The sequence below is a fragment of the Methylocystis iwaonis genome (genome assembly GCF_027925385.1).
GTDB classification, from domain to species: Bacteria; Pseudomonadota; Alphaproteobacteria; order Rhizobiales; family Beijerinckiaceae; genus Methylocystis; species Methylocystis iwaonis.
The window spans coordinates 1,963,958-1,976,343 of record NZ_AP027142.1; the positions used below are offsets into that span (position 1 = coordinate 1,963,958).

Annotated in this window: 11 protein-coding genes; 5 read left to right on the forward strand and 6 right to left on the reverse strand. The window is 65.3% G+C overall.

Annotated features, from left to right (window positions below; genetic code table 11):
* Nucleotides 1-562: 562 nt before the first annotated feature.
* The 3 genes from QMG84_RS09440 to nadA form a co-directional block, all read right to left on the reverse strand.
* Nucleotides 563-2,107 (reverse strand): L-aspartate oxidase, encoded by a 1,545-nt coding sequence (locus QMG84_RS09440; protein WP_281927476.1) that lies wholly within the window; start codon nucleotides 2,105-2,107, stop codon nucleotides 563-565.
* Between the two features lie 3 nt (nucleotides 2,108-2,110).
* On the reverse strand, nucleotides 2,111-2,731 hold the full coding sequence (locus QMG84_RS09445; RefSeq protein WP_281927477.1) for a DUF4202 domain-containing protein: 621 nt from the start codon (nucleotides 2,729-2,731) through the stop codon (nucleotides 2,111-2,113).
* Nucleotides 2,732-2,864: 133 nt separating this feature from the next.
* On the reverse strand, nucleotides 2,865-3,965 hold the full coding sequence (gene nadA / locus QMG84_RS09450; RefSeq protein WP_281927479.1) for a quinolinate synthase NadA: 1,101 nt from the start codon (nucleotides 3,963-3,965) through the stop codon (nucleotides 2,865-2,867).
* Between the two features lie 332 nt (nucleotides 3,966-4,297).
* On the opposite strand from nadA, the gene QMG84_RS09455 reads away from it, so the two are divergent.
* From QMG84_RS09455 to QMG84_RS09465, 3 genes are read left to right on the forward strand one after another with little or no spacing between them, the layout of a single operon-like run.
* Complete coding sequence (locus tag QMG84_RS09455; protein ID WP_281927481.1) at nucleotides 4,298-6,355, forward strand: putative bifunctional diguanylate cyclase/phosphodiesterase; 2,058 nt, start codon at nucleotides 4,298-4,300, stop codon at nucleotides 6,353-6,355.
* Between the two features lie 57 nt (nucleotides 6,356-6,412).
* Complete coding sequence (locus tag QMG84_RS09460; RefSeq protein ID WP_281927483.1) at nucleotides 6,413-7,360, forward strand: aspartate carbamoyltransferase catalytic subunit; 948 nt, start codon at nucleotides 6,413-6,415, stop codon at nucleotides 7,358-7,360.
* A 33-nt stretch (nucleotides 7,361-7,393) separates the two neighbouring features.
* Complete coding sequence (locus QMG84_RS09465) at nucleotides 7,394-7,738, forward strand: hypothetical protein (protein ID WP_281927485.1); 345 nt, start codon at nucleotides 7,394-7,396, stop codon at nucleotides 7,736-7,738.
* 119 nt (nucleotides 7,739-7,857) lie between these two features.
* Here the strand turns inward: QMG84_RS09465 and QMG84_RS09470 are convergent, their stop codons facing one another.
* The 3 genes from QMG84_RS09470 to QMG84_RS09480 all read right to left on the reverse strand — a co-directional run bounded on the left by QMG84_RS09470 (nucleotide 7,858) and on the right by QMG84_RS09480 (nucleotide 10,773).
* Nucleotides 7,858-8,733, reverse strand: coding sequence for a hypothetical protein (locus QMG84_RS09470; RefSeq protein ID WP_281927487.1), 876 nt, complete (start codon nucleotides 8,731-8,733; stop codon nucleotides 7,858-7,860).
* Between the two features lie 235 nt (nucleotides 8,734-8,968).
* The gene (cysK, locus tag QMG84_RS09475; RefSeq protein WP_202071624.1) at nucleotides 8,969-9,949 is read right to left on the reverse strand and encodes a cysteine synthase A; all 981 of its coding nucleotides are present in this window, start codon (nucleotides 9,947-9,949) and stop codon (nucleotides 8,969-8,971) included.
* Between the two features lie 20 nt (nucleotides 9,950-9,969).
* Nucleotides 9,970-10,773 carry a sulfite exporter TauE/SafE family protein gene (locus QMG84_RS09480; RefSeq protein ID WP_281927489.1) on the reverse strand — a complete coding sequence of 268 codons (804 nt, stop codon included), beginning with the start codon at nucleotides 10,771-10,773 and terminating at the stop codon, nucleotides 9,970-9,972.
* Nucleotides 10,774-11,038: 265 nt separating this feature from the next.
* On the opposite strand from QMG84_RS09480, the gene QMG84_RS09485 reads away from it, so the two are divergent.
* Nucleotides 11,039-11,524 carry an RrF2 family transcriptional regulator gene (locus tag QMG84_RS09485; RefSeq protein ID WP_281927492.1) on the forward strand — a complete coding sequence of 162 codons (486 nt, stop codon included), beginning with the start codon at nucleotides 11,039-11,041 and terminating at the stop codon, nucleotides 11,522-11,524.
* 82 nt (nucleotides 11,525-11,606) lie between these two features.
* Complete coding sequence (locus QMG84_RS09490) at nucleotides 11,607-12,323, forward strand: protein-L-isoaspartate O-methyltransferase family protein (protein ID WP_281927493.1); 717 nt, start codon at nucleotides 11,607-11,609, stop codon at nucleotides 12,321-12,323.
* Nucleotides 12,324-12,386: the final 63 nt, after the last annotated feature.

Genomic DNA, 12,386 nt, shown 5'->3' on the forward strand with positions numbered 1-12,386 from the left:
TCCCCCTTGCGGGGAGGGGTAGGGGTGGGGGTCGACAATCTCGGGCGTGAATGCGGCCGGGCCCCACCCGACCCGGCTTCGCCGGGCCACCCTCCCCGCGAGGGGGAGGGATGGGGATCGCGGGCGAGATGGTCGTCAACGCGTTTGCGGAGAGCATCTCTCGCACGCGCATCCAAGTTATGTATCGCCGGCGCCCGCAGCATCCCTCCCTCCCCCTTGTGGGGAGGGGCAGGGGTGGGGGTCGACAATCTTGGGCGTGAATGCGGCCGGGCCCCACCCGACCCGGCTTCGCCGGGCCACCCTCCCCGCGAGGGGGAGGGATGGGGATCGCGGGCGAGATTGTCCTCGGCGCGTTTGCGAAGAGCGTCTCTCGCTCGCGCGTCCAAGTTATGCATCGCCGGCGCCCGCAGCATCCCTCCCTCCCCCTTGCGGGGAGGGGCAGGGGTGGGGGGCGACAATCTCGGGCGTGATCGGGCTCGGGCCCCACCCGTCCCGGCTTCGCCGGGCCACCCTCCCCGCGAGGGGGAGGGATGGGGATCACGACGCAGATTAGCGCGCGCCGTCACGTCCCCGCCTCATCGGCGATCCGCAGGGCCTCGGCGAGCGTCATCTGTGAGCGCCGTGCGAAGGCGGGGTCCGGCTGTGGATAATCCGAGCGGAATTGCGCGCCGCGACTCTCGCGCCGCATCAGCGCCGAGGCGGAGATCATCAGCGCTGTGGTCAGCATATTCGAGACCTCGATGTCCCGCGCCCGGCTCGATAGCCGGCGGATCGCTTTGATCGCGCCGGAAAGCCCGGCCGCATCGCGGATGACGCCGACATTAGCGGACATGAGGTCGCGCAATTCCTCGATGATCGCAAAATCGCTCTCGCGCGCTGAAGCCTCGGCGCGCTCCGCGGCGACGCGCGAATCGATGTCCTGCAAAGGCGTCGCGGCGATGTCGGCGGCCACGCGCGCGCCGAAGACGACGGCCTCCAGGAGAGAATTGGACGCGAGACGATTCGCCCCATGCACGCCTGTCGAGGCGACTTCGCCGATCGCCCAGAGGCCGGAGACGCTGGTGCGGCCGCGCGCGTCGGTCCACACGCCGCCCATGTGGTAATGGGCCGCGGGCGCGATCGGGATGGGTTCGCGCACCGGGTCGATTCCCGCCGCCTTGCAGCTCGCGTAAACGGTCGGGAAACGCGCGGGGAATTCGGCGCCGACAGCGGCGCGGGCGTCGAGGAAGGCGCCGCGTCCCGCCTTGACGCTGGCGAAGACGCTGCGGGCGACGATGTCGCGCGGGCCCAGCTCTCCCGCCGGGTCGACGTCGAGCAGGAAGCGCCGCCCGTCCCGGTCGACGATGATGGCGCCTTCGCCGCGCAGCGCTTCGGTCGCGAGCGGGGCCGGGTCGGCGTTTATATCGATCGCGGTGGGGTGGAACTGCACGAATTCCGCGTCCGCGACGATGGCGCCGGCGCGCGCCGCCATGGCGAGGCCGCCACCGCGCGACTCGATGGGATTAGTGGTGAGCCGGTAGAGATGGCCGACGCCGCCGGTCGCGAGCACCAGCGCGGAGCAGGGGATGTCGCAGATGCGCCCCGACGCATGGCGCGCGCGCACGCCGACGACGCGACGGTCGCGCGTGATGATCTCCTGCGCGGAATAGCCGTCGACGACGGTGATCGACGGGGTCTCGGCGACCTTTCGTTCCAGCGTCTCCATGATGGCGCGGCCGGCTCCGTCGCCCATGACGCGCACGACGCGGCGTCGGGAATGGGCGGCCTCGCGAGAGGGCGAGAAAGCGCCGCAATCCTTGCGATCGAAGGGCGCCCCCATGGCGGCGAGATCCTCGACGCGCGCGCGCGCTTCCTGCGCCATGCCGAGCGCAATTTCAGCGTCCACGACGCCGGCGCCTGCCGCGATCGTATCCTCGGCGTGCCGTTCCGGCGTGTCGCCCTCCTCGACCGCCGCCGCGATGCCGCCCTGCGCCCAATAGGAGGAGCCGCTCGAGCCGAGCGGCGTCGGCGCCAGAATGGCGACGGGATGCGGCGCGAGCTTCAGCGCGCAGAAAACCCCGGCGAGACCGCCGCCGACGATGATGATGGGAGGAAGCTTTTTCGGCATAGGCTAATCGAGTGAGACGGCCGCGAGCCGTTCGAGCGCGGCGGCTTCGCGCGCCACGGCGGCGGCGGCGAGCGCGCGGGCGCGCTCGGGCAGGGGTAAAGCAAGCGCTGCAGCATGGCCCTTGGGGGACATCTTGCAAAGGGTCTTGCCGAGAATATCGACGATCTTGTCGTCGGAGTAGCCGTCGTATTTGGCGAGGAACTCCTCGAAGTAATGTTCGAGGAAGACGACCGCCGCGACATTCTCCAAAGCCTGCGATTCCGGGTCTTTTTTCAATTGTTCCTTCCGGATCAGCGCGCCGACATGGGCGATCGCCGCTTCGTCGTAGCCGCTCGCGCGCATGATCCTGCCGGCGAGCTCGGCGTGATGAGCGCGGCACGTGCGTCGCCAGTCGTTGTAGCCTTTGCGGCCTTCGGGGTAGTCGCCGCGCGCAATCTCCCAGCGGCGCAGATGCTGCGCGCGGGCGGCGATTTTCAAAAGGTCAGAGGCGTTGGGGTAGAGCGCGGCGAGCCGCGCGCTCATGCGCTCTGCATATACTGTCTCGACGGCGCGGCCGTCGACTTTGCGGGGATCTTCGGCGTTGGCGGCGTCGATGGCGGCGAGGGCCGCGTCGAGAGAGGGCATGTGGTTTTCCCGTTGCGCCCCCTCCCCAACCCTCCTCCGCTTTGCGGGAGAGGGAGCAGGTTGAGGCCTTCATCGACAGCGCCGATCGTGAGCGTCCCCTCTCCCGCTTGCGGGGGAGGGACAGGGAGGGGCCTCACCCCAGATCGATCATCCGCTGCACGCTTTGCCGCGCGCGGGCGGCCACGGCCGGGTCTACCAAGACCTCCTCGCGGATGTCGAGCAGCGCGTCGAGAATCTTCGGCAGCGTAATCCGCTTCATATGCGGGCAGAAATTGCAGGGCCGCACGAATTGCGTGCCCGTCGTCTCCGCCGCGATATTGTCGGCCATGGAGCATTCGGTGACGAGCAGCACGCGCGCCGGCTTTTTCGTGCGCACATAATCGATCATCGCCGCCGTGGAGCCGGAGAAGTCCGATACTTCGACGACCTCACGCGGGCATTCGGGATGGGCGATGACCTTGAGGCCCGGATGATCGGCCTTGAAGCCGAGGATTTCGTCGGCGGTGAAAAGCTCGTGCACTTCGCAGGCGCCGTTCCAGGCGATGATTTTTACCTTCGTCTGCGCGGCGACGTTCTGCGCCAGGAAACGGTCGGGAACCATGATGACGCGGTCGACGCCGAGGCTCTCCACCACCTTCACGGCGTTGGAGGAGGTGCAGCAGATGTCGACCTCGGCCTTCACTTCGGCGGAGGTGTTCACATAGGCGACCACCGGCACGCCCGGATATTTGCGGCGCAGCGCGCGAATGTCGGCAGCCGTGATCGAGGCGGCGAGGGAGCAGCCGGCTTCGGCGTCGGGGATCAACACCGTCTTTTCAGGGTTCAGGATCTTCGACGTCTCGGCCATGAAATAGACGCCGCCCTGGACGATGACCTCGGCGTCGGATTTCGCCGCAAGCTTGGCGAGCTGCAGGCTGTCGCCGATATAGTCCGAGACGCAGTGGTAGATTTCCGGCGTCTGGTAATTATGCGCCAGAATCACCGCATTGCGCGTCTTCTTGATGTCATTGATCGCCTTTACGTAAGGCGCGTGAAACGGCCATTCGATCGCCGGAATCACCTTGGAGACGCGCTCATAGAGATGCGCCGTCGCCGCCTCGACCTCCGGGGTCCATTCCAGATTGGGGCGGGGAAGGATCGGAAAGCGGCTTTCGGGCCCCAGGCCCAGCGCGCGCGGACGGATCGTCGGCGCGGGCGCGAGGTCTCTCGTCAGTTCGGCGGTTTGGGACGTCATGGCTCGCTTGCCCCTCACAGTAGTCGACGTCTACGCGGCCTATATACTCAAAGTGAGTATAAGGTGGCCCTACAAAAACTCCGCGGCGAACCCCGCCCGGAGCGCTCATTCGCCAGAGCTTAATGATACTTGTCCGCACCCGCAACCCTAGCAATCCGACACATGTTCTCGCGGCGAGCATAAGTCAAGGCCAGACCCCGGAAAAGAAAACATTAACTCCTTTTCAGGCGCGCGCCCGGCACAGCTTTAACAATTGTCAACGTCTGCGGCGGAACATCCGATCGGATTCTCTCCCGGCATGACGCCGAGGGAAAAATGGGCCGCGGGATGGCATGATGTTTTTATCCGCATTTTCTGGCGCGCTGTCGCGCCTGCGCGCTTACTTTTTCGATTCCGACAAATCATGCCTCGCGCGTCTACGCCATTTTCTCGAGGGCGACCCGCTGGCTTTCGAGGCTTGTCCGCTCTCGCCTTCCGTTCGGGGGCGTTTCCGCGCCGAGCAACTCACCGATCTCGAACGGGGGACGCCGGTCATTTTGCTCGTTTCCTGTTTCAGCGCGCTGACCTTTTTGCTGCTGATGTGGGAAACCCCCGTCGCCGGGCAGGTCGAAGTCTGGACAGCGCTGGTATTTTGCCTTGCGGGAATCGTTTACGCCCGGCGGGTGAGCGCGCCGCAGCGTCACCGCAGCGCCGTTTCCGCGAATGGCGTGTGGCGGGCCACGGCGAATGCGTTTCTGCATGGCGCGCTATGGGGCGTTTTTCCGGCCTTTTTCTTCGCCGACTCGCCGCTGCCGCAGCAACTTGTCATCGTCGGATTTGTCTTGTCGACCTTGTTCGGCGGCGGTTTTGCGCTGTGCATGATCCCCGGCGCCTTGCTGGCCCATGTCGCGCCGATCTGGGCGGGCTTCGCCGTCGCGCTCTTGAGCAAGCACGATCCTGTGTTCGACGTTGTCGGCTTCGCCACGACGCTCTACAGCCTGGTGATGATCAACGGCGCGTTCAAACGCGCGGAGGCGGCGGCGCAGCGTTGCGCGGCCGAGGCGGCGGCGCAGGAAGGGGCCCTTCGTGACGAGCTCACCCTTTTGCCCAACCGGGTCGCTTTTCGTGAAGAGCTGGCGCGGTCCTTCGCGCGTTTGGCGCGCAAGGACGAACGCTTCGCGCTGATGTGCCTCGATCTCGACGGCTTCAAAAACGTCAACGACTCGATGGGACATGAGGCGGGCGACCTCGTTCTTGTCGAAGCCGCGCGTCGGTTGAAGGCGTCCACGCGCGAAAACGATCTTGTCGCGCGCCTCGGCGGCGACGAGTTCGCGCTCATTGCGGTCGATATTCGCAACGTCGAAGACGCGGTGACGATCGCGCGACGCATCCTGGCCAGCTTTCGCGCGCCATTCGAGGTCGAGGGACGCAGCCTGCAAATCTCCACCAGCATCGGCGTCGCCATCGCGCCGAGCGACGGCGTCGATCCGGAGAGCATCATGCGTAACGCCGACAGCGCAATGTATGCGACGAAGCAGGCGGGCCGTTGCGGATATACGCTGTTTCGCGACCGATTCGGCTTCATCGCCGAGCGAAACACGCTCGGCGCCGAGCTCGACCGCGCCTTCGCCGAGCACGAACTCTTCATGGTCTATCAGCCCTTCGTCGATTCGCAGAGCTGCGAAACAACGGGCTTCGAAGCGCTCTTGCGCTGGCGCCATCCGGTGCGCGGCGTGCTCAGCGCCGCGGAGATCGTGCCGCTCTTCGAGCGTGAAGGCCAGATCGAGCGGGTCGGCTCCTGGGCGCTGCGGGAAGCGACCGCCGCGGCGCAAGAATGGCCGTCGCATCTCAGGCTCGCGGTCAATGTTTCCGCGCTGCAATTGCGCAAACATGATTTCGAGGAGATTGTCCGCGAGGCGCTGAATGCGAGCGGCCTCGAGCCGGGCAGGCTGGAGCTCGAGCTCACCGAAACGGCGATGATCCTCGACGGCGAAAAAGCCTACGACATGCTCGCCAACCTGCGCCAGCTCGGCGTGAAGACGGCGCTCGACGATCTTGGAACAGGCTATTCCTCCCTGGCCAATCTCGTGGGCCTGCCGCTCGACAGGCTGAAAATCGACCGCTCTTTCGTGGCCAATCTGGAAACCAATCCGATGTGCGCCTCGGTGGTGAAGCTGACGATCGAGCTGGCGCGCTCCCTCTCGCTTTCGGTCACCGCCGAGGGCGTCGAAACCGCGCGCCAACTGAAAATGCTCAGCGAATTCGGCTGCCGCGAGGTTCAAGGCTATCTGTTCAGCGCGCCGCGCCCGGTGCGGCAGATCGGCGACCTATTCGGCGGCTTTCCGATCGTCGAGGAGGCGCGAGCGCCGACGTCCCAGCACGAGCCCGGACGCCTCGCTGCGGCGGGGTGACCGCGCGGATATTTCGAGGGGTCGCGGCGGCGGTCAAACCCCGCTATAGACATGGCCATGCAGCCAGATGTCCCAACTGTTTTCCCGCGCCGCCATCTCCTCGGCATCGAAGGCCTGTCGAGGCCGACGATCGAAATGCTTCTCGACATGGCCGAGCAGGCGGTCGAAGTGTCGCGGCAGGTCGAGAAGAAGCGGTCGATCCTGCGCGGGCGCACGCAGATCAATCTCTTCTACGAAGCCTCGACGCGCACGCAGGCCTCCTTCGAGATCGCCGGCAAGCGCCTCGGCGCAGATGTGATGAACATGTCGGTGGCGCGCTCGTCGGAATCCAAAGGAGAGACGCTGCTCGATACGGCGATGACCCTCAACGCCATGCGCCCGGACATCATCGTGGTGCGGCATGCCCAGGCCGGCGCAGCGCATCTTCTGGCGCGAAAGGTCGACTGCTCGGTCGTCAACGCCGGCGACGGCGCGCATGAACACCCGACCCAGGCGCTGCTCGACGCGCTGACCATTCGCCGCAACAAGGGGCGCATCGAGGGGCTCATTGTCGCGATCTGCGGCGATATTCTCCATTCGCGCGTGGCGCGCTCGAATATTCTGCTGCTGTCGGCGCTCGGCGCGCGGCTCCGGGTGGTGGGGCCGTCGACGCTGGCCCCCGACAGCCTCTCCCGTCTCGGGGTCGAGGTCCATCACGACATGCGCAGCGGGCTCGATGGCGCGGACATCGTGATGATGCTGCGGCTGCAGCGCGAGCGCATGGCCGGCGCGCTCACGCCGAGCGCCCGGGAATATTATCATTTCTTCGGTCTCGACGAGGAAAAGCTCGCTTTTGCCGCGCCCGACGCGCTGGTCATGCACCCGGGCCCGATGAACCGGGGCGTCGAGATCGACTCCGCCGTCGCGGACAGCGGCCGCTCCTTGATCCGCGAGCAGGTCGAAATGGGCGTCGCCGTCCGAATGGCCGTTCTGGAGGCCCTCGCGCAGCACCTGCCCAATGTGTAAGATCGGTCGAAAAGAACCAAAAAGGGGCGCGAAATGCTCAAATTGATCCGCTTCATCGGATTAGTGTCTCAGTCGATCATGATCCAGTTCGCTCATGTGTTCGGCTTCGTCGCCTTCGCGGCGGCGGCGGCGATCGGCTATTTTCGGTTGCCGTCGTGGTCGGTGCCGATTCTCGCCGTCGTCTGCGGCGTCGTTTCAGACAAATTGCTCGATCAGGACTCTGTCACCGGGCTTTTGGAGAAGGCGCATTCCGCCAATCAGCGCGGCGGCTTTCTGATCGTCGTGTATTTCGTGATCTGCGCGGTCGGCTATATCGTCGGCGCCTATGGGCGCCATTACCAGCGCAAGCGCGTCACGGCGGCGGCCGCGAAGGAGTGACCTTCTCCCAGCCGTCATTGCGAGCGAAGCGAAGCAATCTAGGGCCGTGATGTGGCTCTGGATTGCTTCGTCGCTTACGCTCCTCGCAATGACGGCGAGATTTGCGTTGCCTGTCGCGCTCAATTGTGAGCGATTGCCGTCAGCGATCCGCTGACGTTGACGCCGTTCCGGATGAAGCTGTTGTCGCCATAAGTGGAGGCGAAACCGCCTGAGACTTTGACGCCGGTCGGGTTTCCAACGGCAGTCGATTTCGTGAGATAGATGAAGCCGTTATTCGTGACCGAAAGACCGGTGGTCGCGTTCGCGGTCGCGTCGACCTGGTCGATTTCGACATAGGCGAGGCTCGTCGCGAGCACGCCGACCCCGTTGGCGTTCGCCTTCACGCGCGTCAGCGTTCCGGTCGGCTGTACATAGTTCATATTCTGCGCGTTTGCGATATTGCCCTGCACGAGAACGCCAGTCCCGTTGTCGCGCACGAGCGTCTCGGCGACAGCGAAGAGGCCAGGGCCCGCCTGCGGGACGATGGCGAGGCCATTGCCCTTGAACCCGATGACCGTGCAGTCCTGGATGGCGATGTTGCCGAAGCCCGTGGCGTTGACGCCATTGGTGGCGGTTCCACCCCCGTCGATGACGAGACCCTTGATGAGAATCGACGCCGTCGTCGGGGCCTGGACGGCGATTGCGTCGCCGGAGGAGACCGACACGCTGGCGTCGCCGACGTTCGCATTGACGATCGACAGCGCATTCTTGATCACGACCGGCCCATAGGCGCCCGGATCGCGCACCAGAATCGTCCCGCCGACGGCGACGATGGCGTCGTGCATATATTGGAAGGTCTTGCAGGGGCTCGTGAGGGCGCCGCAGCTCGCGCTGTCGGCGCCGAACTGTGCCGACGCCCAGGCGCGCGGGAGCGCGCCCGAGGCATGAGAAATGTTCGGGGCGAGACTCCCCGTGGCGATGATCGCCGCAAAGAAAGCTGAAGATGATTTGCGCATAACCAACTCCTGACCGCGCAATTCCACTGCGCAATTCGCAATGGTAGCCAGGCGTCCAGAGAGTTCCGTGCGCCCGCTCACTTGGCGAACGCGAATGAAGGAGATGGCCGGAGAGGGATCGCTCGAGTTTAGTCCGTCATCGCGAGCGGTGCGAAGCAATCCAGGGCCGTGATAGCTGCTCTGGATCGCTTCGTCGCTACGCTCCTCGCAATGACGGCGAGGCAGCTAGGTTTGCTTACAGCCCCTCGAACAGCGCCGTGGAAAGATAGCGCTCGGCGAAGGAGGGGATGATCAGCACGATATTCTTGCCCTCGGCCTCCGGACGGCCGGCGATTTCCAGCGCCGCGGCCACGGCCGCGCCCGAGGAAATGCCCACCGGAATGCCCTCCACGCGCGCGAGCAGGCGCGCGGTGTCGAAGGCGGTCTGATTGCCGATGGTGACGATCTCGTCGATGACGCCGCGATCGAGGATCGGCGGCACGAAGCCGGCGCCGATGCCCTGAATCTTGTGCGGTCCCGGCGGGCGGCCGGAGAGCACCGCCGAATCCTCCGGCTCCACCGCCACCACGCGCAGCGCCGGATTATGCTGCTTCAGCACCTGGCCGACGCCGGTGATCGTGCCGCCGGTGCCCACGCCCGAGACAAAATAATCGACGTGGCCCTGGGTGTCGTTCCAGATCTCCTGCGCCGTGGTGACGCGGTGAATCTCGGGGTTCGCGGGGTTTTCGAACTGCTGCGGAATAACCGCGCCGGGGGTTTCGGCGGCGAGCTCCGACGCCTTGGCGAGCGCGCCCTTCATGCCTTGGGCGGCGGGCGTCAGCACCAGCTCGGCGCCGAGCAATGCGAGCATCTTGCGCCGCTCGATCGACATCGATTCCGGCATGACGAGGATAAGCCGGTAGCCGCGCGCCGCCGCGACAAAGGCGAGCGCGATGCCCGTATTGCCGGAGGTCGGCTCGATGAGCACGGATTGGCCGGGGGTGATCTTCCCGCTCTTTTCCAGCGCGTCGATCATGGCGACGCCGATACGGTCCTTCACGCTGGCGATCGGATTGAAGAATTCGAGCTTGGCCAGAAGGTTGCCCTTCACGCCTTTTTCTTTGGCCAGTCGGTCGAGCCGCACGAGCGGCGTGTCGCCGATCGTCTGGGTGATGGAGTCGTAAATGCGGCCGCGGCCCGGCTTTGCGGGCGGCGTGAACGGCGTGTCTTTCGACATGTCTTGCTCCGGAACGAGTTTCAGATCGACAGCTTGGCCCCCACCGCCGCCATCATTGTCGCAAGCGCGGGCCTCAAATAGTGGTCGGGAACGCGAGCGGCCAGATGACTTCCCAGCCAGATGCCGGGCAGCGAGCCCACGAGCAGGGAGAACAGCAACAGCCAGTCGACGCCGCCCATCAGCCAATGCCCGAAGCCGGCGACCAGCGTCAATGGCACCGCGTGAGCAATATCGGAGCCAACGAGGCGCACCGTCGGCATGCGTGGGTAAAGGGCGAGCAACACCGTCATGCCGACGGCGCCGGCGCCCACCGAGGAGACCGAGACCAGCACGCCAATGAACGCGCCGAGCGCGATTGTCAGAAAGCGTGCGCGGCTGTCGGTCAGATTGTCGGTGTGGCGCGCGATGTAATTGAGGATCCAGCCACGGAAGAGAATCGCCACGGCGGTCAGCAGCAAGGCGACGCCGAGCGCCGATGTGATGAGGCCGTTCGCCGCATGGCCGGCCGTCTTGCCGAGCCAGGAGAGCAGGAGGAGCGACGCGATCGTCGTCGGAACCGAGCCACAGGCGAGCCGCCGCGTAATGCGCCAATCGACCGTATCGTTGCGCGCATGGACGATCGTGCCGCCGCTCTTGGTGACGGCGGCGTAGAGCAGGTCCGTCCCCACCGCCGTCGTCGGCGCAATGCCGAAAAGCAGCACGAGGATCGGCGTCATCAAGGATCCGCCGCCGACGCCAGTGAGCCCGACGAGCGAGCCGACGACGAATCCTGACAGCGAATACAGAGGGTTGAAGGCATGGAGCGCATCGGCGACCGAGACCATTGGGATGGGCTCCTTTCTATTTCACATCCACATCCCGTGCAAACACGGGAGCCACCATCTTCTAATGTATATTGTCGGAAAAGTTTGTCGCGTCAAATGTCTACTGTTCTAGTTGAAAGCTAGAGTGACTGGAGGGAGGCCGTCAAGCTCTTATATGAAAGGCGTCGAATATGTGATTTAGTCGCGCCGCCGAGCGGGAGAATAGGGTAAGCCTCCCGACGCGGCGGGGGCCGCGCCTGGCGCGAAATCTGTGGTAAGCTGTCGAATGCTCACGAAAAAAGCAAAATACGGACTGAAGGCGATGTCCTATCTCGCTGGGGTTGAGCCGGGCCAGACGGCCCTTGTCGCGGATATTGCCGCCAGCAATCAAATCCCCAAGAAATTTTTGGACGCCATCCTCAGCGAATTGCGCAACGCGGGCTTTGTCCATTCCAAGAAGGGGAAGGGCGGCGGCTACATGCTCGCCCGCCTGCCGGAGCAGATCGCCGTCGGCGACCTCGTGCGCGTTCTCGACGGGCCGCTCGCGCCGATTCAATGCGCCAGCAAGCGGCTTTATCGCAAATGCGACGACTGTCCGGACGAGTGTCGCTGCCCCGTCCGCCTGGTCATGCTCAAAGCGCGCGACGCCATCGCTCAGGTGCTCGACAACACCTCGCTCGCTCAAATGCGCGCGCTCGGAGAGGCGGGTTTGGCCCCGGCCGAAGGCAAAGCGGCGAAATCCGCGCCGGCTGCGGCCATGGACATGGCGTGAGGCTGAACCTATAAAGCCCGCGCCGGCTTTTCGCGCCGGGCGATCTTGCGAAATTAGAGGCCGGCCTGACGCCGGGAATTGAATGTCGGAAGCAGCGGTGGCGACGGTTCGTCGGGATGCGGAGCAGGGACAAGCGGCGGCTGCGTTGCGCCGCACGATGGTCGAGCGTCAGCTTCGTCCCTTCGATGTCACGGACGTGCCGCTCCTCGCGCGCTTCATCGAGATTCCCAGAGAGCTCTTCCTGCCTGCGAGCCAGGCGCCGCTGGCCTATTCGGACCTCGCCATCACGGTGAACGGCGCTGGCGGAAACAAGCGCACGCTGTTGCCGCCGCTCATTCTCGCCCGCCTCCTGCAAGGGGGCGAACCCCGCCCGGGCGAGAGGGCGCTCGACATCGGCGGCGCCGGCTATTCGGCGGCGCTTCTTGCCGGCCTTGTCGGCGAGGTGGTCGCGCTCGAATCCGATCCGGAACTCGCCGCGCGCGCCAAGGATGGCCTGTCGGCGCTCGGCGCCGCCAATGCGCGCGTCGTGACGGGTCCGCATCAGCAGGGCTTCGCCGCCGCTGCGCCTTATGACGTCATCTTTGTCCATGGCGCGGTCGAGGCGGGTCTCGACACGCTCTTCGCTCAGTTGACGCCGAACGGCCGCCTTCTTGCGATCGTGACGCCGGAGACGGGCGCCGGACAGCATGTTGTGCGGTTCGAGCGTCAGGACGGCCAGCTCGCCGGACGAATCTCATTGCTCAGCGCGAATGCGCCGGTTCTCGAGGGTTTTGCGAAGGCGCCGTCTTTCGTCTTCTGACGCGTCTACATTCAGCTTTTTCGCGTACCTTGCGTTCCTTGTGCCGCGTCTTGTGGAGAATCG

What these genes read in the sequence shown, in the direction of transcription:
- QMG84_RS09480 (WP_281927489.1), bottom strand. Translation starts at nt 10,773, where the DNA reads ATGGTCTCGGTCGCCGATGCGCTCCATGCCTTCAACCCTCTGTATTCG.
- QMG84_RS09440 (WP_281927476.1), bottom strand. Translation starts at nt 2,107, where the DNA reads ATGCCGAAAAAGCTTCCTCCCATCATCATCGTCGGCGGCGGTCTCGCC.
- QMG84_RS09460 (WP_281927483.1), top strand. Translation starts at nt 6,413, where the DNA reads ATGCAGCCAGATGTCCCAACTGTTTTCCCGCGCCGCCATCTCCTCGGC.
- QMG84_RS09485 (WP_281927492.1), top strand. Translation starts at nt 11,039, where the DNA reads ATGCTCACGAAAAAAGCAAAATACGGACTGAAGGCGATGTCCTATCTC.
- nadA (WP_281927479.1), bottom strand. Translation starts at nt 3,965, where the DNA reads ATGACGTCCCAAACCGCCGAACTGACGAGAGACCTCGCGCCCGCGCCG.
- cysK (WP_202071624.1), bottom strand. Translation starts at nt 9,949, where the DNA reads ATGTCGAAAGACACGCCGTTCACGCCGCCCGCAAAGCCGGGCCGCGGC.
- QMG84_RS09470 (WP_281927487.1), bottom strand. Translation starts at nt 8,733, where the DNA reads ATGCGCAAATCATCTTCAGCTTTCTTTGCGGCGATCATCGCCACGGGG.
- QMG84_RS09465 (WP_281927485.1), top strand. Translation starts at nt 7,394, where the DNA reads ATGCTCAAATTGATCCGCTTCATCGGATTAGTGTCTCAGTCGATCATG.
- QMG84_RS09455 (WP_281927481.1), top strand. Translation starts at nt 4,298, where the DNA reads ATGATGTTTTTATCCGCATTTTCTGGCGCGCTGTCGCGCCTGCGCGCT.
- QMG84_RS09490 (WP_281927493.1), top strand. Translation starts at nt 11,607, where the DNA reads ATGTCGGAAGCAGCGGTGGCGACGGTTCGTCGGGATGCGGAGCAGGGA.
- QMG84_RS09445 (WP_281927477.1), bottom strand. Translation starts at nt 2,731, where the DNA reads ATGCCCTCTCTCGACGCGGCCCTCGCCGCCATCGACGCCGCCAACGCC.